This is a genomic window from Herbaspirillum frisingense GSF30, from assembly GCF_000300975.2.
GTDB lineage: Bacteria > Pseudomonadota > Gammaproteobacteria > Burkholderiales > Burkholderiaceae_D > Herbaspirillum > Herbaspirillum frisingense.
Window position 1 is genome coordinate 67,307 of sequence record NZ_AEEC02000007.1, and the last position, 20,757, is coordinate 88,063.

Consider the following 20,757-nt stretch of genomic DNA (forward strand, 5'->3'; position numbering starts at 1 on the left):
CTATTTTACCGTGAGGTGAGCAATTGTTCGGTTCCTTTGCCGCGTTCCGGCAGCTTCTGTCAGCTTCATGCGGCGGCGCAAAACACCGGCGCATGAAGCGAGTAAAATAGCCACGCCATGTCCTATCAGAAACTTGACCAGACCAACCGCCGCCATCTCGCCGAGGCGCTGCGCAACGACACGTGGGTCGTTGCCTGCCTGTGCGCCAACTGGTGCGGCAGTTGTCGCGAATACGAGGCCGCCTTCCAGGCCTGGGCCGAACGCTACCCTCAACACCACTTCACCTGGATCGACATCGAAGACCAGGCCGACCTCGTTGGCGACCTCGATATCGACAACTTCCCGACCTTATTGATCGAACGTGGCGCCACCGTGGCCTTCTTCGGCCCCATGGAGCCCGACACCCGGCTGGCGGAGCGCATCCTGCTGGCACAGGTCGACAAGAGCGACGCCGAACTGCAGCGCGAAGCCGCCAGCAGCGCCGAGCGCCGTACCTGGCAGCAGGAGTGCAGCCTGCTGGACAAGCTCGCCGACGTCATCGGCTGAAGCCAATCCCCTTCTGTTTCAGGTCAGCCAGGGATCGCTCTCCGGATGGGGGAAGCGTGCGCTGATGAAATCGGCGAAGCTGCGCACCTTGGCCGAGAGCAGGCGGCGACTCGGATAGACCATGGAAATCACCACCTGCCCCATGTCGAAGCCAGGCAGCACCTGCACCAGCTTGCCGCAGCGCAGATCATCGCCCAGCGAGTAGGACGGCCGCAGGACGATGCCCATCCCGGCCAGGGCCAGGTCGCGCAGCAGCACACCACTGTTGGACACCGCCTTGCTCACGATGGGCACATCCAGGACCCCCGCCTCGGTATTGACGTGCCAGTGATGACGCAGATATTCGTGAGAAAAATTCAGGCAGCTATGACGCGACAGGTCTTCCGGTTGCTCCGGGGCGCCAGCGCGCTCCAGATATGCCGGCGACGCGCACAGGACCACCCGCGCCACGCCGAGCTGGCGCACGATCATGCTGGCGTCGAATTTCTGCAGACTGCTGAAAAATCCGATGTCGATACCCTCCTCCACCAGATCGATGGAGCGGTCAGACAGATTGATATCCAGCGCCACGTCCGGAAATGCCTGGGCGTACCCTGCCAGCAGCTCGCCCAGTTGCGACTGCCCGAAACCGGCATTGGCATAGATCGCCAGGGTGCCCGCAGGACGCTTGGTCTCCAGCGACACCAGTGCTTCGGCGTCATCGATCTCACCCAGGATCATGCGCACCCGCTCCAGATAGGCCTGCCCCGCCTCGGTCAGCGACAGCCTGCGCGTGGAACGATTGAGCAGACGCGTACCGAGATGCGCCTCGAGATCGGCAATGAAACGCGTCGCCACGGCGTTGGAAATTTCCAGCAATTCGGCGGCGCGCACAAAACTGCCCTGCTCCACCACCTTGGCAAACACCCGCATTGATTGCAGACGATCCATTTTTCAAGTCCCCGATTGTTCCATAAAGAGAAATAGTCAATTCCGATTAGACCTATTTTTCTTTAGCTTCGCAATATTTACACTTCAGTCATCGGTTAGCGCAATGCAGCATCTGCCCCAACCGCCTGCACCAGCTCGCCCACGAGTGGACTTTCCCACAAGGAGAGTGCCTTACTCGCCGGCATCTGGGCAATGTAGTTCCACCCACTTACCAAACAGAGGACCCTATCATGAACATCAAGAATATTGTCGTTGCCGCCTCCCTGCTGGCCGCTGCCGGTGCCGCCATGGCCGAAGCTCCGTATCCGCCGGAAACCCCGTTCCATTCCACCCAGACCCGCGCTGACGTGAAGGCTGAACTGCAACGCGCCCAGGCCAACCATGAGATCGTCTCGCGCAACGAGTACCCGGTGCTGCGCCAGGCCCCCTCCAAGCTGAGCCGCCAGGAAGTCGAAAGCCAGATGCAACAAGCCAACAACGCAGCGCAAAACCTGTACAGCGGCGCCTGATCGACGGACTCCGCACCCGGTCGATGCATTGACCGATTCCGCACAGGCAGTGTTCCGCACGGCGCATCCCCCGCGTTTGATCATCAATGACCGCGAATGAGTGCCCCGATAGCGTCCGAACCGCCCGCCCTGGAAATCAGGTCCGCCGTCGCCGCAAAGCTTCACCCGCAGTACCAAAGCTTCACAGTACCGCAGCACCACCTGCCATGCCGCCAGTCGTTACCGGGCGCATGACAGCTGGTGCGCCAATCATTCCTGCCCCACGTCCCGCCCCTCCTGAATCGCCCCCGCATCCTCCCACCCTTTTCCTGCTTCAGCCGAATTTAACGCACGGAGTACGCATTCCCATGCCGTGAGTCTCCAGATTCATGCATGCGGCGGCCCGCCCATGCTCATTTCTGCTGCATAGCGACATGCCGCAATTGCCGTCCCGTTCCGGTGCAAACGCAAGCCACATCCAGCTTTCCCTTGAGATTTTGGCGCGCCGCATGTAAAGTCAAGGGTTTGTTCCTTCCGGCCTAGCTAAGGGTTTCTTGTCAAAGTCGGGCCACCTTTTTTTATCCCCCTATGGCTTTATACGTTCACAAATACGGCGGCACTTCGATGGGCTCGATCGAGCGCATCCAGAATGTCGCAAAGCGCGTTGCCAAATGGCACGACGCAGGCCACCAGATCGTCGTCGTGCCTTCGGCGATGTCTGGTGAAACCAACCGTCTGCTGGGCATGGCCAAGGAAATCATGGCCCAGCCCGACGGTCGCGAACTGGATATGCTGGCCTCCACCGGCGAGCAGGTATCGGTCGCCCTGCTGGCCATCGCCCTGCAGGCCCTGGGCAAGCAGGCCGTGTCCTACGCCGGCTGGCAAGTGCCGATCAAGACCGACTCGGCCTTCACCAAGGCGCGCATCCGTTCCATCGATGACGCCAAGGTCCGCAAGGACCTCAATGCCGGCAAGATCGTCATGATCACCGGCTTCCAGGGTGTGGACGCCGACGGCAACATCACTACCCTGGGCCGTGGCGGCTCGGACACCTCCGCAGTTGCCGTGGCTGCGGCCATCAAGGCGGCCGAATGCCTGATCTACACCGACGTCGACGGCGTCTATACCACCGACCCGCGCGTGGTCAGCGATGCCCGCCGCCTCAAGACCGTGACCTTCGAAGAGATGCTGGAAATGGCCTCCCTGGGCTCCAAGGTCCTGCAGATCCGTTCGGTGGAATTTGCCGGCAACTACAAGATGCCGACCCGCGTGCTGTCGTCTCTGACCGACCCGCTCACGCCGCTGGCCGAAGAAGCCGCCTCCGGCACCCTGATTTCGTTTGAGGAAGACAAGAACATGGAACAAGCAACCATCACCGGCATCGCCTTCAGCCGCGACGAAGCCAAGATCACCGTGCTGGGCGTACCGGATCGTCCGGGCATCGCTTACCAGATCCTGGGCCCGGTGGCCGATGCCAACATCGAAGTGGACATGATCATCCAGAACCAGTCGGTGGAAGGCAAGACCGACTTCACCTTCACCGTCCCGCGCGCGGAATACGCCAAGGCCGTGGAAGTGCTGAACAGCAGCGTGAAGGCGCACATCGGCGCGGCCGCCATCAACGGCGACACCAAGGTCTCCAAGGTCTCGGTGGTCGGCGTGGGCATGCGCAGCCACGTGGGCATCGCCTCGCAGATGTTCCGCACCCTGTCCGAAGAAGGCGTCAACATCCAGATGATTTCCACCTCCGAAATCAAGATCTCGGTGCTGATCGACGAGAAGTACATGGAACTGGCCGTGCGCGCCCTGCACAAGGCTTTCGACCTGGACAGCGCCAAGTAATCCGCACCAACTGCATCCTCTGCACTACCCGCAGCAGCGAAGACCGCACCGGTAAAAAACAGTGATTATTTGCAAGACGACTGTTGACCGGATGCAAATGAGAAGATATTATCTCGGTCTTCGCTGAGGCAACGCAGCAATGCGATAACAGCCTTCAGTGTGGAGACGTGGCCGAGTGGTCGAAGGCACTTCCCTGCTAAGGAAGCATACGGGCTTAAACCTGTATCGAGGGTTCGAATCCCTCCGTCTCCGCCAGAAACATTGATAAAACGGGCCCTTGCGGCCCGTTTTTCATTTCTACCACTCATGAATTATTTTTGGTTCGATTGCGCCCGCATCCGACTCGGTTGGAATACGCGCCACCATACATTCAACAAAAAATTCGCGAGCCCAATTTTCGCTCCCGGTTTAATCCCCTCTTTGCTCAATAGCGAAACCATCTCAAAATCATTGATAATGCCTGTCGGCACTATGATAGGTCGGTGGCAAATCGCATTGCCGAACCTTTCTAGTAAGTTCAAATAGAGAAAAGCAGGTAGGGGTATACGGTGGGGGCAACGCGACCTTATTTCAGCTTGGGCATTAGCGATCTCGAATCCATTTTTGATCAAGCTCAAAACAATCCAGAGATACTCGATCTCCTTCAGCGCGAGCTCACTTGCAGAAAAACTGAGCGAGCAACGCAATTGGCAAATCGTATCCGGGAGCTGTTACCGGCTCACCATGTGAGCACGGCAAAAAATACCCCACCCCAGCCCACACCTGGAAAAAGGCCGCCGCCAACCAGCGAGCGACCGACTCAACGCGAACAAGCTTTCGTCGTACCTGCCACAAAAGCGGCTGTATCCCCGACGGCCGCTCAACCCGCGGTAAGTACCCCCTTCCCGACCAAAAAAATTGCGCCTACTCAAAGACGCGTAGACGATCCAACCTCGGTTATTGAGGCTTGGACAGCGATGGAAGCGCTTTCTCCGCAAACCTATCGCCAACCAGCCGATCTGGCCAACGGCGACGCTCGCTGCATCGCTCAGCTCGATCAAGACCAATTACCGTGGCAGCGCGGTGAAAAGTCGCGCCCTAACTACCAGTTGTTCTATCAGATCGTGTTCGGCGCAATCGACATGGAGGTCGCCACCGACGCGCTCGTCAAAACCTATGGTGCCGAAGAGGAGAAAAGCCCGCGTACCCGCGAAAAGGCTTCCATTGCTGCAGCTTTGGTGGATCGAGAAGGATTTCTGATCCAGGAGGATGGTGCAGCCATTTCCAGCTTTGCCTGGGCCTTGCCCGTCGCCCTAAGAGGCGATATCACTCGTTTGGGCGACTGGGCAGACTTGGAAGAGGACCTCGTAAAAGACTTCACCGAACGCTTGGTAGAACGCGACGAAGAGGGAAAGCCTCTTCCGATGAACCGGAGGTTGATTGACGATGCCTTCAAATGGTTGATCGAGAGATTACAGATCCCGACGGGCTTCTACCAGGGACCCAAGTTTTCGGTCAGGGTCTACCACTATTACAAGGCCAAGAATCCACCAGAGGTCTCTCTCCTAAACTCGTTCTATCTGAACGATCTGGCAAAAATTCGGAAATTGGTGGCCGCCGACCGGGTCACGCCTGCTCTCGCCCGCTACATCGGACTGCAACCGGTTGAGCACAGCCCAGATCTGTTACGCAATCACCATTTAATCGAAGAGCTCATCGCTCCCAAATCCTTTTCTCAAGCTCGGTGGCCCGCACCAGGCGGACACCCGCTTGTCACACTCCAGCAAGCGGCCGTCAACGCCGCCCGCAACACTATTGGTCAGGCGCCAGGGATAGCAGCGGTTAACGGCCCACCCGGAACTGGCAAAACCACCCTCCTCCGCGATATCGTCGCAGCCTGCGTTCTGGACCGAGCTGTCGCGATGGCTAAGTTCGATGATCCGGCAACAGCTTTTGAAACCACTGGAATCAAGATTCCCGCCGGCGATCGCGCGTTCTTTCACTTATACAAGGTAGCATCATCGCTCAGAGGCCACGAAATCGTCGTCGCCTCCAGTAACAACAAGGCCGTTGAGAACGTCAGTCGTGAGCTACCGTCTGTCAAGGCGATCGGCCGAGATTTCCAGTACTTCAAAACCATTTCCGACCGGCTTAGCGCAAGCCGCGAGGAACAAGGTAGAAGCGTCTCTGGCGAGGCCACGTGGGGTCTGATCGCGGCAGTGCTGGGAAATGCGGAGAACCGTGGCGCCTTCCAACAGACCGTCTGGTTTGACCCTGACCACAGCCTACGTATCTATCTAAGGGCTGCAAAAGGCGATTCGGTCATCCGTGAGATACGGGATGAGGCGGGCAACCTTATTCGTCGAGAGACGCCCATCATCGTAACCAAAGAAGCACCACCATCACCCGAGCAAGCCAAAAACGAATGGCCAAAAGCACGGCGCCGATTCCAGAAGTTAAAAAGTGAACTAGACCAAGAACTGCAGCACCTTGAGGACATCCGACAAGAATGCCTCAAGTTGCCCGCAGTCCGTCGTGCCGTCGCTGCCGCGTTGGAACAGTATCAATGCGATCAGGTCGAGTTCGAGCGTCTTCTGGGACTTTTACGCGACGTCCAGTCTCAACTAAACCTCACCGAGCACAAGCTACAATATGCCGAAGCCGATGAGTTAGGTAAGCGCCAATCCAAACCCTGGTGGTTACATCGGATTTTCAATACCCGCCGTTATCAAGAATGGGCAGCACAGTACGCCCCTCTTGCCGAGAATGCACGGCAGCTTCGACAGTCGGTCGCGCAGATCAGGAGAGACTACCTGTCCGCACAAAAAGGCCACGATGAAGGAGAACAGGCCTATTTACGTGCAAAACAGACACTCGAAGCACGCCTGTATGAGCGAGACACGCTAGAACTGACAATCGCAGGCTATCGGCAAGATCTGGGGAGGCACCTGGTCGACGAAGATTTTTTCGAACGTGGCCATGAAAACTGGAATCTCTCCGCACCCTGGGTGACGGCCGCTATTCAACGCAAAAGAGAAGACCTCTTTGAAGCGTCGATGGCATTGCATCGGGCCTTCATTGATGTGAACGCACAACGTATTTCCCATAACTTCGGCGCGCTCATGGGTGCCATGCAAGCCGGCGCATTTCAGGATCCAGCCAAACTGGCGCTTTTGGGGGATCTCTGGAGCACACTCTTCCTGATTTGCCCGGTGATATCAACGACTTTTGCTTCGGTCGACCGTATGCTGGGCGATCTGCCGCCGGCATCCTTTGGCTGGCTACTACTAGACGAAGCAGGCCAGGCGACTCCACAAGCGGCCGCAGGTGCCATCATGCGCGCTCAACGCGCAGTCGTCGTTGGAGATCCGTTGCAGATTCCGCCCGTTGTTTCACTGCCCACGAAACTGACCGAGAAAATTGCCAAGCATTTCAATATCGACAAACTCCGTTGGCTGGCACCAGATGCATCGGCTCAGACCGTTGCCGATGATGCGTCACACTACCGTGCGCAATTCCAAGCAAGTACCGGCCCCCTTGAAGTTGGTCTGCCATTGCTCGTGCATCGGCGCTGCCAAGATCCGATGTTCCGAATCGCCAATGACATTGCCTACGATGGACAAATGGTTCATGCGGCCGGCTCTCCTTCATCTAGCCAGATTGTCGATATTCTGGGAGAGCCTCGTTGGTTCGACGTCGATGGCACCGGAGACTCCAAATGGTGCCCAGCCGAAGGTAAGCTTGTGCTTGACCTGCTGCAGCAACTAGCCAAGGGCGGAGTCACTACTCCCGATATTTACATCATTACGCCTTTCCGCATTGTCGCCAACGAGCTCAGACAACTGCTGCGTCAAGAAGACGCGCTTTTCAGAGCCTTCAATGTTGATATGAACGATTGGATCAAGAATCGTGTCGGCACCATCCACACTTTCCAGGGAAAGGAAGCTGAGGCGGTTATCGCAGTACTGGGGGCACCGATGAAGTCTCAGCAAGGCGCCAGATCGTGGGCCACGAGCACGCCTAACATACTGAACGTCATGGTATCGCGTGCCAAGCGGACTATGTATATTGTCGGCTCGCTGGCATCTTGGTCAACGTCGGGACATGGGCGAACGATGGCCAAACTTATGGGCAACTAAAGAAAAAGCCCGCGCAGACTCTACATCATTGCCGTACTAATCTCGGGGAGCAGATCCATCGACATTGCCCCCCCTCCCCGGGGTACCTGCTGATTTGTCGCAGCATGACGGCAAACAGGAGATTCTGGCTCTCGGCATCTGCGCGGCTGGACGTAAACGTCAGGGTACTGTCAGACAGTGTTTTGTGCATCGCGGCATAATATCCGCCATGGAAAAAATCATTGTCTACATCATTCCCGTCTTCCTCTTGTTGATCGTGGCGGAATTCACCTATGGCTACGTTCGCGGCCGCAACACCTACCGCCTGCCCGATGTCCTGGCGAGCATGTCGCAAGGGGTCATCAGCCAGTTGGTGGCGCTGCTCACCCAGTTGTTCCAGGTCGGGCTGTATTCGCTCACCTATCGTGCCGTGGCCGTCTTCCCGGCGGCGCGCTTCTGGCAAGGCGCGTTCGGCTGGATCGCGGCCATCTTGCTGTTCGATTTTTTCGATTACTGGTTGCACCGCTTCGGCCATGAGAACGCATTGGGCTGGGCGGCACACTCGGTGCATCATCAGAGCCAGGACTTCAATCTCTCCACTGCGCTGCGTCAGGAAAGCACCGTGGCGCTGCTTGGCTGGGTGTTCTACCTGCCCATGGCGATCCTAGGCGTGGAGCCCGAACAATTCGGCATCGCCGGACTGGTGGTGCTGACCTACCAATTCTGGATCCACACCGAGCACATCGGCAAACTGGGCTGGTTCGATCGCGTGTTTTCCTCGCCCTCCAATCACCGGGTACATCATGCGGTCAACGAGCAATACCTGGACAAGAACTACGGCGGCATGCTGGTGATCTGGGACCGCATGTTCGGCACCTTTGCCGAGGAAAAGGAGAAAGTCGTCTACGGCACCCGTACGCCCCTCAATAGCTGGGATCCGCTGTGGGCGGTCCTGTCCGGCTACTGGCAGCTATTGCACAGCGCAGCAACGATGCCGCGCTGGCAGGACAAGTTGAAGATCTGGTTCAAGGCGCCAGGCTGGCGCCCCGCCGGGATGGAACCTTACCCACCCTTCGACCTTGAGGCCGCGCGTCGCCGTTACGACGTACAGCTGCCGCGCGTGAAGCAGTGGCTTTCAGGACTACAGTTCGTGGGTTTGTTGGCAGCAGCCTCGGCGTTGCTGTGGCAGGCAGACGAACAGCCCTACCTGCACCTTCTGGCGATCAGCACCGCCCTGCTGGCCGGATTCTGGGCGCTCGGTGCGTACATGCAGCGCCGCCTGGGCGGCGCGCTGGTACTCGCCATTGACGTGGCGGCAGCGGTGGCCGTCTACGCTTTGATCTGAGCGCTCTGCTTACTGGATGATGCCGCAGGCCAGGCGCACCCCGCCTCCACCCAGCGGCGCAGGATGGTCGGCATGGTTATCGCCGCCCACGTGGATCATCAGGGCATGGCCACGGACCTCGGCCAGTGTCTTGATGCGCGGTGCCAGGACCGGGTACTCGGCCTTGCCGGCGGCATTCACGTAGAGTGCCGGCAAATCGCCCAGGTGCCCCTCACCATACGGGCCCTCATGCTTGCCGGTCTTTTGCGGGTCCCAGTGACCACCTGCGGCCAAGGCCGGTTCCATCTTGCCGTCTTTTTCCAGCGGTGCGCAGGATGCATTCTGATGCACGTGGAAACCGTGCTGCCCGCCCGGCAGGCCGCTGATGGCCGGCGTGAACAGCAGACCGTAGGGAGTCTCGCTGATGGTCACCTCACCCACTGCGGCGGCCACGCCATTGGCATCGACCAGGTTCATCGGCACCTTGATCGCCTCCGGGGTGGCAGCCAGGGCGGTTCCACAGGCCATCATGGCCAATGCTGCGATGTGTCGTTTCATGCTTGTTTCCTTCCGCAAATGAAAAGGATGGAGGATAGGTCGTCCGCAAGCGCAGCGGTGGGAGTGACGGATTCTCGCCGCCAGAACTGGACGAAGTTCGAGATTTTTATCCCAGAAAACATCGAAAATCAAAGCTGAATTGCTTTACAACACGCCGGCAGGACCGCATGACGACCGGTGTCGCCGTCCTGACCGCGGACTCAGGCGTGCGGCGTGTTGCCGGTTTCGCTGCCCTCACCCGTATCGGCAGCATCAAGCGCCACCTTGAGCTTACGCCCTTCCAGCAGCATCGCGTGGAAATCCACGGCTGGAATCGGTCGCGAGAAGATATAGCCCTGCAACTCGTTGCAACCGGCTTCGCGCAGGAAGTTGAACTGCTTTTCGGTTTCCACCCCTTCGGCGATGACCTTGTGGCGCAACTGCTTGGCGATACCGATGATGGCGCTGGCGATGGCGCAGTCATTGGTATCGTCCGGGATGCCCATGGTGAAGGAGCGGTCGATCTTGAGGGTATTGATGGGGAAACGCTTCAGGTAGGACAGGCTGGAATAGCCGGTCCCGAAATCGTCCAGGGAGATCGTGATACCCAGACTACAGATCTTTTCCATGATGGAAATGACGCGATCGGTGCTATGCATAAGCATGCTCTCGGTGATTTCCAGCTCCAGCCAGTCGCCGCTGAGCATGTGGCGGCTCAGTGCAGCGCGTACGCGGTCGGGCAGCGAACGGGTGAATTCGCGCGCCGTCACGTTCAGGGCGATGCGAATCGGCGCCATACCGGCTTCCTTCCAGGCCCGCGCCTGCCGGCACACGGCATCCAGCACCCAGTCGCTGAGCTGGACGATCAGGCCGGTCTCCTCGGCAATGGGGATGAACTCGCCCGGCAGCAGCAGGCCGCGCTCCGGATGCTGCCAGCGCACCAGTGCTTCGGCCCCGGTGATGGCCAGGGTGTTCATGTCCACCTTGGGCTGGTAGTACAACAGCAGTTCGTTGTATTCGAAGGCATGCAGCAGACCGGTCTCGATGCGCAACAGGTCCAGCGTGTTGCGGTTCATCTCTTCGCTGTAGTAGACGTAGCCGCCTTCATTGTTGTCCCCGCCCTGCTTGGCGCGATACATGGCGATGTCGGCCAGGCGCAGCAGGGTCTCGGTGTCGCTGGCGTCTTCCGGGTACATGCTCACGCCGATGCTGGCGCCCACGCGCAATTCATGGCCATCGATGAAGAAGGGATCGTCGAACACCGCCAGCAGCTTCTGGGCGACGAAACCGGGGTGGTAATCCTTGTCGATATCGAACAGGGCCACCGCGAATTCGTCGGCACCCAGGCGTGCCACCACGTCCTGCTCGCGCAAGGCGCGGCGCAGGCGGATGGCCACTTCCACCAGCAGCATGTCGCCGGCGACGTGACCCAGGGTGTCGTTGATCGGCTTGAAGCGGTTCAGGTCGATGAACATGACGCAACCGTGCATGTTTTCATGCTGGGCTTCCATCAGTGCCTGATCCACGGTGCGGGTAAGCAGCGTGCGATTGGGCAAGCCGGTCAGGGCGTCGTAGTAGGCCAGGTGATGAATCAGCTTTTCGGCGTTCTTGCGTTCGGTGATGTCGCTCAGGTAGCCGATCAGGCCGATCGGATGCCCGCTCTGGTCGCGCATGACCGACAGCGAAAGGCTGGCCCAGAATACCTCCCCGGACTTCTTGCGGCGCCGCACCTCCATCTCGCGACCACCCTGCTCCAGGAATACGTCGTGCAGCGAATCCTCTTCTTCCTCGTCCTCGTAGAGGAAGAGCACGTTGCGGCCGATGGCTTCCAGGGCGGTATAGCCGAACAATTGCTCAGCGCCACGGTTCCAGCTGGTGATGAAGCCGGCTGGGTCCATCGTGATCACCGATTCGTGCATCTGGTGCAGGATCTGCGCCTGCTGTTCCAGCTTGGCTTCGATCTGATCCAGGGAGCGGGCCCGCTTCTCCGTTTCGGCGCGGCGTTGCATCAGGCGGCCAAGGAAGGCGCCCAGCATCGCCAGCCGGTTGCGCTCGAGCTCGGTATAGGGCCGCGTCAGGGAAGGAAAAACGAAATAGCCGAACTGCGCCTCTTCATGCGCCACCGGCTGGCATAGGCCGTTACCGGCCTCTGCCGGCATGCCGATCACGTAGCGTCCGCCGGGGCGCTTGAGGAAACCCGATGCGATTCCTCCCAGCGCGGCATGCAATGCCATGCCGTGCAGGTTTTGCATGGCGTCCAGCAATGCCGAACAGCATGCCAGATCGTCACTGCCCACGGAGGAGATCATCGTAATCACGCCTCGGTACTGACGCGTGTGGCCCAGCTGAAGGCCTGGATCAGACAGCGGCAATACACCTCAGCGTCCAGACCGGCGGCGTCCAGGTCCACATGGCGCAAGGGGATGCGGCCATCTTCGGAGCGTTCCACCACGTCTAGCAGCTTGCCCAGCCGGCCGCTGCGATAGACCAGCGCATTGCAGATATCCACCGGCAGCTTCAAGGGCTCGATGATGTCGTTGAGCGGCATGCCCAGGAGGATATCCAGCAGCGAGAACATGCCGGTGATGAAAGCCCGGTCCAGTTCCTCGGGCGTGCACTCCACCCGCTGCGCCATCGCCTCCATCATGGCTGCACGGGCTGCCGCCCGTGGCAGCAGCGGATTGGCCGATTCGTCGCCGGGGAAGCGCGCATACAGCAACAGCTGCAACCAGCGCTGCAACTGACGGCGCCCCAGCAGATTGATGGCCTGGGTGAAATTGGTGATATGGGCCGAGAAGCCGAACGCGGCCGAACTCACCAGCTTGAAGAGTTGGTAGGACAGCGCCGGATCCTGCTTGAGCAGGGATTCCAGCTCATTGGCATCGGCGTCGCGCGCCACCAGTTCCAGCAACTTCAGCAGGCGGGCGCGGGAAATCGAATTCTTTTGCGACAGGCGGCTGTCGGGATGCAGGGCATATTCGCCCGAGAACCAGCGGAAACCCTCCACCCGGCAACCATCGAACTGCAGGGCATCGGCCACGTTCTCGGCCAGGTGGGGTCCGCGCAGGCGGTGCAGCCACTGGGTGGTTTCGGGCAGATTGCCGATGCTGGCATCCAGCGCCACCGATTCCACGAACGGGAATACGCTGGCACCTTGTGCCGGCAAACCGTCGGCGATGATGGCAAAGCCGCGGCTGTAGAGCCAGTCCAGCGCATCGATCTTGCCGGGGTCCACGCAATGCTCGACCGGTACGCGCAGGGCCAGTTGGCCCTGGGGAATCTCGTGCTTGAACTCCGGCGCAAAGATCGCCGGGTCGCGCACCGGGATGATGCAGGTCAGGCCACCCAGGGCGTCATGCAGGTCGAACTCGTTGAACAATCTCGACAGCAAGGCGCTGCCGTCTTCGACAGCCGGCGAAATATGCAGCGACAGCGCCGTCCAGACGTGATGAACGTCGGCGACGGGCTGCAAAAACACGAGTGGAAACGAAACGCTTTTATCCTGAACAGCCATATTTTTATCGTGGCGCGCTCCGTAGCCTGCCGAAACGCTCTTGGGTGTCGAAAAACTCTAAATAAGTTTCCCAGCAGAATACTTAATTAAAATTAAATTTTTTCTAAATATACCCGATAAAAGCAAGCTTGCAACCAGCTTTATCCTGACAGGAAGATTTCCTGCAGGTCATTCAGAAAACGGCGCCCAAGATCAGTGGGCCGGATCACAGCGTGGTCGCGATACAACATTCCCTTTTGCTCGGCCAGGTCGAGTTGCTTGCCGATCTGGTTCAGGCTCATCCCGGTACGTTCGGCGAACAGGTTGGGCGAAAAACCCTCGGTCAGGCGCAGGGCATTGAGCATGAACTCGAAGCCCAGCGCGTCGCGGCCGATTTCGGCCTCTTCCTGGATCGGCCGGCCGGCGCGGGTCTGATCCAGATAGGCCTGCGGATGCTTGTAGCGCATCTGGCGTACGATGCGATGCGGGAAGGACAGTTTGGAATGTGCGCCGGCGCCGATGCCCAGGTAATCGCCGAATTGCCAATAGTTAAGATTGTGCCGGGCGCGTCTGCCCGGTTGGGCATAGGCCGAGACCTCGTAATTGGCGTAGCCGTCAGCACTTGTCAGAGTTGCGATCATGTCCTGCATGTCCGCACTGGCATCCTCATCGGGTACTGCCGGCGGGAAACGCGCAAAGAGCGTGTTGGGCTCCAGCGTCAGGTGGTAGAGCGACAGATGCGACGGCGCAAACGCGAGTGCCGTAGTGATGTCGGCCTGCGCCTCGGCCAGGGTCTGGCGCGGCAAGGCATACATCAGGTCGAGGTTGAAATTGTCGAAATTGGAATGGGCGATCTCCACCGCCTTGCGCGCCTGGTCACCGTCATGGATGCGCCCCAGCGCTTCCAGGTGCTGCGCATTGAAGCTCTGGATGCCGATGGAGAGCCGGTTGATGCCACTTTCCCGGTAAGAACGGAATTTATCGGCTTCGAAGGTGCCGGGATTGGCCTCCATCGTGATCTCGATGTCGGCGTCGAAAGGCAGCAAGGTGCGCAGGTCCGACAACAGGCGGTCCAGACCGGCGGCTGACAGCAGGCTGGGTGTGCCGCCCCCGATGAAGATGGTATTGATCTTGCGGCCCCAGATCAACGGCAGGGCCTGCTCCAGATCCAGGCGCAGCGCGTCCAGATAATCCTCTTCGGGGAAGCTGCCCTTGACCTCGTGCGAATTGAAGTCGCAATACGGGCACTTGCGCACGCACCAGGGAAAATGCACATACAGGGATAGTGGCGGCAAGGCCGTCAGTTGCAGGCTGCCGGGCTTGAGGAAAGCCAGCGCCGCCTGCGCCGGGCCGGCGCTGGCCTGGCCGACGGGAATGTCAGCCGGAACCGGTTTGATGGGGATCATTTCAGCTTCTCGATCAATGCGCGCAGGGCCTGGCCGCGATGGGAGACGGCGTTCTTCTCGGCGTGGCTCAGCTCGGCTGCAGTCTTGCCCAGTTCAGGCAAGAGGAAATACGGATCGTAGCCAAAACCGCCCTCCCCGCGCGCCTGGGCGATGATTTCGCCCTTCCAGACGCCGTCGGCGATGACCGGTTGCGGATCGTCGGCATGGCGCACATAGACCAGCACGCAGTAGTAATAGGCCGACTTGTCGGCATGGGCCGCCAGGTCGGCGATGAGCTTGGCGTTGTTGTTGGCGTCGGACTTGGGTTCGCCGGCATAGCGCGCCGAATAGACGCCGGGCGCACCGCCCAGGGCATTGACGCAGACGCCGGAGTCGTCGGCCAGTGCCGGCAGCCCGGTCAGGCGCGCCGCATGGCGGGCCTTGGTCAGGGCGTTTTCGACGAAGGTGCCGAAAGGCTCTTCCGCTTCGGGGACGTCGAACTCGCCCTGTGGGCGCACGTCCAGGCCAATGTCGCCCAGCAGGCTGGCGAATTCCTTCAGTTTGCCGGCGTTGTTCGACGCCATGACGATCTTTTGCTTGGTGTGCATGCTTGGTCCGAATGGGTGGCAGGAGTCGCGACAATGAAAAACGCCATGTCCTGGCTGCAACATGGCGTTTTCCCTGTGTCTGGTGTAGGCCGCATTGTAATGCGATTTGCCCCGGGCCGCCCGATGGTGCGACGGTGGCCGGTGGACTGATCGCCTTACAGGCCCAGGGCCTGCTTCTGCAGACCGTTGAGGGTGGCAATGCCTTGCTGGGCCAGGTCCAGCAGGCTGTTCAGGGTGGCCCGGTCGAACGCCGCACCTTCAGCCGTGCCCTGCACCTCGACGAAGTGGCCGGCATCGGTCATGACCACGTTCATGTCGGTATCGCAGTCCGAATCCTCCAGGTAATCCAGGTCCAGCACCGGCACGCCGCGATAGACGCCGACCGAGATCGCTGCCACGAACTGCTTGACCGGAATGGTCTCGATCAGGCCACGCCCCTGCAGCACCGAGAACGCATCGTAGGCCGCCACCATGGCGCCGGTGATGGCCGCGGTACGGGTACCGCCATCGGCTTGCAAGACGTCGCAGTCCAGTTGCAGGGTACGCTCGCCGAAGGCCTCCAGATCGAAGGCGGCGCGCAGGGCGCGTCCGATCAGGCGCTGGATTTCCTGGGTGCGGCCGGACTGCTTGCCCTTGGCAGCCTCGCGGTCCATACGGGTGTGGGTGGAACGGGGCAGCATGCCGTATTCGGCGGTGAGCCAGCCCTGGCCCTTGCCCTTGAGGAAACCCGGCACCCTTTCTTCGATCGAGGCGGTGCACAGCACGCGGGTGTCACCGAACTCGATCAGCACCGATCCTTCGGCATGCTTGGTGTACTGGCGGGTCAGGCGAACCTCGCGCAACTGCGAAACGCTACGGCCGCTGGGGCGATGGGAAGCTGTCATGGTGATCCTTGTCTATGTTTGTAGGGTCTTGGCTAAGCTGGTAGCGGTGAAGGTTGAGGGAAATCGGCGGCGGCAACCGGGTACCGGGCCGGTCGATGACCGTCAAAACCGCTCATTTTGATGTTTTTGATAGCGCGGCGCCGCCAATCTTCATTAAAATGCGGGCTCCGACCGGGCGACATCCCGGGCAGACCGCACAGGCGCTGCCGGAACGTTCAAGTCCGGCATTGTAATGGATCAGCAAGACTGCCGTCGCGGCAGCAGCCGAGTTTGCCCCGTCACTGCCCGCACCGCCCGCAACCCGACCTGTCAGCGCGCCCTACCCGGCGCCGCGCCCGCTTATGGAGCCCCGACCTTGACCATCTACAGCATGACCGGCTACGCCGTCACCACCCGTGAAACCACCGCCGGCACGGTCACCCTGGAAATGAAGAGCGTGAATTCGCGCTTCCTGGACCTGCAATTCCGCATCAACGACGACCTGCGCGCGGTCGAACCCATGCTGCGCGAGGCCATCATGGGCCGCCTGGTGCGCGGCAAGGTGGAATGCCGCCTGTCCTTCGGCCGCAAGGTGGCCAGCGGCAACAGCCAGGCGCTCAACACCAATGTGGTGGCGCAACTGGCCAATCTGCAAGACCAGCTGCGCGCGCAATTCCCGGATGCAGCGCCGCTGTCGGTCAACGAACTGCTGCGCTGGCCGGGTGTCATGGAAGAAGCCGAGATCAGCCAGGAAACCCTGCAGGCGGACATCCTGGCGACCCTGCAGCAGACCCTGGACGCCTTCGTCGACAGCCGTGCCCGTGAAGGCGCGGCGCTGCAGGCGGTGATCCTGGCGCGGGTCGATGCGATGGAAGCCATCGTGGCCCGCATCACCCCGCTGGTGCCGCAACTGGTCGAGCAATTCCAGCAAAAGGCCACCGAACGCATGACCGAAGCCCTGGGCCTGGCCCTGCAGACGCAGAACGGCGCCGCACCGGTGGCCACCCGCGAGGAATCGCTGGAGCGCATCCGCCAGGAAGTGACGCTCTACGGCATCCGCATCGACATCGCCGAAGAACTGGCGCGCCTGTCGGCCCACCTGGGTGAAACCCGCCACATCCTGAGGAAGGGTGGGCAGGTCGGCAAGCGTCTGGATTTCATGATGCAGGAACTCAACCGCGAGGCCAACACCGTGGGCTCCAAGGCTGCCGTCAAGGAACTGGCCGACGCCTCCATGGAGCTCAAGCTGCTGATCGACCAGATGCGCGAGCAGGTACAGAATCTGGAGTAACCCCAGGCGCCAGCATTGCCCGACCTGTCGGGCAGAGATTCACGATATTCAAGATATTCACGACATTTTCAGCGAGGACCCCATGCCCGTCCAAAAACCCACTTCCGGCAGCCTCTTCATGGTGGTTGCGCCCTCCGGCGCCGGCAAATCGACCCTGGTCAACGCCCTGTTGAAGCAGGAGCCGGCCATCAAGCTGTCCATCTCCTACACCACCCGCGCCCCGCGCCCGGGCGAAGAACATGGCCGTGAATACTATTTCACGGATGCGGAGGATTTCCTGAAGCGCCAAGCCGAGGGCGAATTCCTCGAATGGGCCGAAGTCCACGGCAACTACTACGGCACCTCGCGCCTGATGATCGCCGACCAGATCGCCAACGGCACCGATGTGCTGCTGGAAATCGACTGGCAAGGCGCGCAGCAGGTCAAGAAGCAGTTTTCCAATGCCATCGGCATCTTCATCCTGCCACCGTCGATTGCGGCGCTGGAAGAGCGCCTGAAGAAGCGCGGACAGGACGAACCGCACGTCATCACCCGCCGCATCCTGGCCGCCGGCGGCGAAATCGCGCACTCCCCGGAGTTCGAATATGTTATTATCAATCAAGAGTTTGCCGTCGCTTTATCCGAGTTGACGGCCATTGTCCAGGCAGCCCGCTGCCGATTCCCGCAACAAGCCGCCCGCAACGCCTACCTGTTCACACAGCTGGGCATCCACGCGAGCTGAGCCTGTCAGGGCGCCGGACCGATCCATCCACACGCAAGACCGTCATTCAGGAGTTTTACATGGCCCGCATCACCATCGAAGATTGCCTCAAGCAGATCCCCAACCGTTTCCAGTTGACCCTGTCGGCCACCTACCGCGCCCGCCAGCTGCTGCAAGGCCACACCCCCAAGGTGGAAGCCAAGGACAAGCCGACCGTGACCGCCCTGCGTGAAATCGCAGCGGGCAAGGTCGGCGTGGAAATGCTGAAGAAGGTTCCGGCCTGATCCTGGTCCGTCCATGAAGCTGATAACGGACAAGTATGAGCCTCACCACTACCGACTCCACCTTATCAGCCGCTCCTAGCCCCAAACGTGCCACCGGTTCCGGTCGCACCGCACCTCCCAACGAAGTCGCCCCCGCCGCTGCCCACAGCGGCGTGGCGACTTTTGCGCATCTGATTCCCAAGCTCGAAGAGTACCTGACCCCTTCCGAACTGAAGAAGGTCAAGGAAGCCTATCGCTTCGCCGATGAGATGCACCTGGGCCAGATGCGCAAGTCGGGCGAGCCCTACATCTCGCACCCGCTGGCGGTGGCCGAGATCTGTGCCGAATGGAAACTGGACGCCCAGGCCATGATGGCGGCCTTCCTGCACGATGTGATGGAAGACCAGGGCGTCAAGAAGGAAGAGCTGATCGAACGCTTCGGCGCCTCCGTGGCCTCCCTGGTGGATGGCTTGTCCAAGCTGGACAAGATCGAATTCCAGAGCCAGGTCGAGGCGCAGGCCGAGAACTTCCGCAAGATGCTGCTGGCGATGGCCCGCGACGTGCGGGTGATTCTGGTCAAGCTGGCCGACCGCCTGCACAACATGCGCACGCTGGGCTCCATGCCGCCCGAGAAGAAGCGCCGCATCTCGCGCGAGACCATGGAAGTCTATGTGCCCATCGCGCACCGCCTGGGCCTGAACAACATCTACCGCGAGCTGCAGGAACTGTCCTTCTCGCACCTCTACCCGCTGCGCCACCGCACGCTCTCCAAGGCCGTCAAGGCTGCGCGCGGCAACCGCCGCGAAGTCGTCACCAAGATCATGGAATCGGTCACCTCGACCCTGATCGCCGCCGGCATCCCGGCCCAGGTCGACGGCCGGGAAAAGACCCTCTACGGCATCTACCGCAAGATGCGCAACAAGCACCTGACGTTCTCCCAGGTGCTGGACGTCTATGGCTTCCGGGTGGTGGTCGACAGCTTTGCCAACTGCTATGTAGCGCTGGGCACCCTGCACTCGCTGTTCAAGCCCATGCCGGGCAAGTTCAAGGATTACATCGCCATCCCCAAGCTCAATGGCTACCAGTCGCTGCATACCACCCTGATTGGCCCCTACGGCACCCCGGTCGAGTTCCAGATCCGCACCACCGAAATGCACCGCGTGGCCGAGTCCGGCGTGGCCGCGCACTGGTTGTACAAGGATGACGAAGGCAGCCTGACCGACCTGCAGCAGCGCACCCATGCCTGGCTGCAATCGCTGCTGGACATCCAGAAGCAGACCGGCGACTCGGCCGAGTTCCTGGAGCACGTCAAGGTCGACCTGTTCCCCGATTCGGTCTACGTCTTCACGCCCAAGTCCAAGATCATCGCCCTGCCCCGTGGCGCCACGGCGCTGGACTTTGCCTACAGCATCCACACCGATATCGGCGACCAGACTACCTCGGCCATCATCAATCACGAACCGGCGCCGCTGCGTTCCGAGCTGCACAACGGCGACATCGTCGAGATCATCACCTCGCCGACCTCGCGCCCCAGCCCTAACTGGCTGGGCTATGTACGCACCGGCAAGGCCCGCTCGGCGATCCGCCATCGCCTGCGCACGGCGAACAAGGTCGAGTCGCAAGCGGTCGGTCGCCGCCTGCTGGGTAATGCCCTGCACACCCTGGGTATTGACCCGGAGCTGCCATCCCACATCGTCGAGCGCCTGCTCAACGAATCCAGCGCCAAGACCATGGACGACCTGTATGCCGAGATCGGCATCGGCACCCGCATGGCGCCGCTGGTGGCACGCCACATCATGACCATGATGGATACCGGGGTGAGCGTGCCGCAGCTGGATCCGGAAGGCCACATGCTGCCCAACAAGCCCGACCCGGTGGTCATCACCGGCAGCGAAGGCGCATCAGCGCAGTTGTCTTCCTGTTGCATGCCGATCCCGGGCGACCGCCTGACCGGCTACCTGCGACCGGACCAGACCCTGATCGTGCATACCCAGGAATGCGAGACCGCCAAGCGCCTGCACGAGAAGGAACCGGAACGCTGGATCGAGCTGGTCTGGGGCCACGATCTGAACCGCCGCTTCGATTGCCGCATCACCATCCTGATCCACAACGAGCGCGGCACGCTGGCGCGCATCGCGGCCGAGATCGGCGAATCGGACGCCAATATCGTCTCGGTGGCCATGGATGATGAAGGTGGCAATGCCTCGATGAAATACCTGCGCTTCACCATCCAGGTCGAAGACCGGGTCCACCTGGCGCGCATCATGCGCGGCATCCGCAAGATCGACAGCGTCGCACGTATCCTGCGCGACCGGGGCTGATGCCGGTCATGCCAGGAGATGACGCCATGAAGAACGCCCGCAATCGCGGGCGTTCTTCATTTGGGGCAT

Annotated in this window: 16 protein-coding genes and 1 tRNA gene; 10 read left to right on the forward strand and 7 right to left on the reverse strand. The window is 60.5% G+C overall.

Features of this window, described 5'->3' with window-relative positions:
- The first annotated feature begins 117 nt into the window (after positions 1-117).
- Positions 118-546 (forward strand): thioredoxin family protein, encoded by a 429-nt coding sequence (locus HFRIS_RS06955; RefSeq protein WP_006462575.1) that lies wholly within the window; start codon positions 118-120, stop codon positions 544-546.
- Positions 547-564: 18 nt separating this feature from the next.
- Here the strand turns inward: HFRIS_RS06955 and HFRIS_RS06960 are convergent, their stop codons facing one another.
- Entirely contained in the window at positions 565-1,476 is a 912-nt protein-coding gene (locus HFRIS_RS06960; protein WP_006462576.1) for a LysR family transcriptional regulator, read from the reverse strand.
- A gap of 230 nt (positions 1,477-1,706) precedes the next feature.
- Between HFRIS_RS06960 and HFRIS_RS06965 the strand changes: the two genes are divergently transcribed.
- From HFRIS_RS06965 to HFRIS_RS06985, 5 genes are all read left to right on the forward strand, one after another.
- Positions 1,707-1,985 carry a DUF4148 domain-containing protein gene (locus HFRIS_RS06965; protein ID WP_006462577.1) on the forward strand — a complete coding sequence of 93 codons (279 nt, stop codon included), beginning with the start codon at positions 1,707-1,709 and terminating at the stop codon, positions 1,983-1,985.
- A 567-nt stretch (positions 1,986-2,552) separates the two neighbouring features.
- Positions 2,553-3,806, forward strand: coding sequence for an aspartate kinase (locus tag HFRIS_RS06970; RefSeq protein ID WP_006462578.1), 1,254 nt, complete (start codon positions 2,553-2,555; stop codon positions 3,804-3,806).
- Between the two features lie 161 nt (positions 3,807-3,967).
- A tRNA-Ser gene (locus tag HFRIS_RS06975) sits at positions 3,968-4,061 on the forward strand.
- Positions 4,062-4,762: 701 nt separating this feature from the next.
- Positions 4,763-7,924, forward strand: a complete 3,162-nt coding sequence (locus HFRIS_RS06980) for a DEAD/DEAH box helicase (RefSeq protein ID WP_006462579.1) — start codon at positions 4,763-4,765, stop codon at positions 7,922-7,924.
- 208 nt (positions 7,925-8,132) lie between these two features.
- The gene (locus HFRIS_RS06985; RefSeq protein WP_006462581.1) at positions 8,133-9,248 is read left to right on the forward strand and encodes a sterol desaturase family protein; all 1,116 of its coding nucleotides are present in this window, start codon (positions 8,133-8,135) and stop codon (positions 9,246-9,248) included.
- 9 nt (positions 9,249-9,257) lie between these two features.
- Here the strand turns inward: HFRIS_RS06985 and sodC are convergent, their stop codons facing one another.
- From sodC to rph, 6 genes are all read right to left on the reverse strand, one after another.
- Positions 9,258-9,785 (reverse strand): superoxide dismutase family protein, encoded by a 528-nt coding sequence (gene sodC / locus HFRIS_RS06990; RefSeq protein ID WP_006462582.1) that lies wholly within the window; start codon positions 9,783-9,785, stop codon positions 9,258-9,260.
- Between the two features lie 200 nt (positions 9,786-9,985).
- Positions 9,986-12,073: a putative bifunctional diguanylate cyclase/phosphodiesterase gene (locus tag HFRIS_RS06995; RefSeq protein ID WP_006462583.1), complete on the reverse strand. Its 2,088-nt coding sequence runs from the start codon at positions 12,071-12,073 to the stop codon at positions 9,986-9,988.
- 5 nt (positions 12,074-12,078) lie between these two features.
- Positions 12,079-13,278 carry an EAL and HDOD domain-containing protein gene (locus HFRIS_RS07000; RefSeq protein WP_039874801.1) on the reverse strand — a complete coding sequence of 400 codons (1,200 nt, stop codon included), beginning with the start codon at positions 13,276-13,278 and terminating at the stop codon, positions 12,079-12,081.
- Between the two features lie 140 nt (positions 13,279-13,418).
- A complete protein-coding gene (gene hemW / locus HFRIS_RS07005; protein ID WP_006462585.1) occupies positions 13,419-14,663 on the reverse strand; it encodes a radical SAM family heme chaperone HemW in 1,245 nt (414 codons plus the stop codon).
- Positions 14,660-15,250 (reverse strand): RdgB/HAM1 family non-canonical purine NTP pyrophosphatase, encoded by a 591-nt coding sequence (gene rdgB, locus HFRIS_RS07010; protein WP_006462586.1) that lies wholly within the window; start codon positions 15,248-15,250, stop codon positions 14,660-14,662. Before rdgB ends, hemW begins: the two co-directional genes overlap by 4 nt.
- Positions 15,251-15,405: 155 nt before the next feature.
- Positions 15,406-16,134: a ribonuclease PH gene (rph, locus tag HFRIS_RS07015; protein ID WP_006462587.1), complete on the reverse strand. Its 729-nt coding sequence runs from the start codon at positions 16,132-16,134 to the stop codon at positions 15,406-15,408.
- 355 nt (positions 16,135-16,489) lie between these two features.
- Between rph and HFRIS_RS07020 the strand changes: the two genes are divergently transcribed.
- From HFRIS_RS07020 to HFRIS_RS07035, 4 genes are all read left to right on the forward strand, one after another.
- A complete protein-coding gene (locus HFRIS_RS07020; protein WP_006462588.1) occupies positions 16,490-17,404 on the forward strand; it encodes a YicC/YloC family endoribonuclease in 915 nt (304 codons plus the stop codon).
- An 82-nt stretch (positions 17,405-17,486) separates the two neighbouring features.
- Positions 17,487-18,125, forward strand: coding sequence for a guanylate kinase (gene gmk, locus HFRIS_RS07025; RefSeq protein WP_006462589.1), 639 nt, complete (start codon positions 17,487-17,489; stop codon positions 18,123-18,125).
- A 59-nt stretch (positions 18,126-18,184) separates the two neighbouring features.
- A complete protein-coding gene (rpoZ, locus tag HFRIS_RS07030; protein WP_006462590.1) occupies positions 18,185-18,388 on the forward strand; it encodes a DNA-directed RNA polymerase subunit omega in 204 nt (67 codons plus the stop codon).
- 35 nt (positions 18,389-18,423) lie between these two features.
- Positions 18,424-20,688 carry a RelA/SpoT family protein gene (locus HFRIS_RS07035; RefSeq protein ID WP_006462591.1) on the forward strand — a complete coding sequence of 755 codons (2,265 nt, stop codon included), beginning with the start codon at positions 18,424-18,426 and terminating at the stop codon, positions 20,686-20,688.
- Positions 20,689-20,757 lie beyond the last annotated feature (69 nt).

Coding starts and splice junctions, on each gene's coding strand:
- hemW (WP_006462585.1), bottom strand. CDS start 14,663: ATGATCCCCATCAAACCGGTTCCGGCTGACATTCCCGTCGGCCAGGCC.
- HFRIS_RS06985 (WP_006462581.1), top strand. CDS start 8,133: ATGGAAAAAATCATTGTCTACATCATTCCCGTCTTCCTCTTGTTGATC.
- HFRIS_RS06980 (WP_006462579.1), top strand. CDS start 4,763: ATGGAAGCGCTTTCTCCGCAAACCTATCGCCAACCAGCCGATCTGGCC.
- HFRIS_RS06965 (WP_006462577.1), top strand. CDS start 1,707: ATGAACATCAAGAATATTGTCGTTGCCGCCTCCCTGCTGGCCGCTGCC.
- rph (WP_006462587.1), bottom strand. CDS start 16,134: ATGACAGCTTCCCATCGCCCCAGCGGCCGTAGCGTTTCGCAGTTGCGC.
- sodC (WP_006462582.1), bottom strand. CDS start 9,785: ATGAAACGACACATCGCAGCATTGGCCATGATGGCCTGTGGAACCGCC.
- rpoZ (WP_006462590.1), top strand. CDS start 18,185: ATGGCCCGCATCACCATCGAAGATTGCCTCAAGCAGATCCCCAACCGT.
- rdgB (WP_006462586.1), bottom strand. CDS start 15,250: ATGCACACCAAGCAAAAGATCGTCATGGCGTCGAACAACGCCGGCAAA.
- HFRIS_RS07035 (WP_006462591.1), top strand. CDS start 18,424: ATGAGCCTCACCACTACCGACTCCACCTTATCAGCCGCTCCTAGCCCC.
- HFRIS_RS06955 (WP_006462575.1), top strand. CDS start 118: ATGTCCTATCAGAAACTTGACCAGACCAACCGCCGCCATCTCGCCGAG.
- HFRIS_RS06960 (WP_006462576.1), bottom strand. CDS start 1,476: ATGGATCGTCTGCAATCAATGCGGGTGTTTGCCAAGGTGGTGGAGCAG.
- HFRIS_RS06995 (WP_006462583.1), bottom strand. CDS start 12,073: ATGATCTCCTCCGTGGGCAGTGACGATCTGGCATGCTGTTCGGCATTG.
- HFRIS_RS06970 (WP_006462578.1), top strand. CDS start 2,553: ATGGCTTTATACGTTCACAAATACGGCGGCACTTCGATGGGCTCGATC.
- gmk (WP_006462589.1), top strand. CDS start 17,487: ATGCCCGTCCAAAAACCCACTTCCGGCAGCCTCTTCATGGTGGTTGCG.
- HFRIS_RS07000 (WP_039874801.1), bottom strand. CDS start 13,278: ATGGCTGTTCAGGATAAAAGCGTTTCGTTTCCACTCGTGTTTTTGCAG.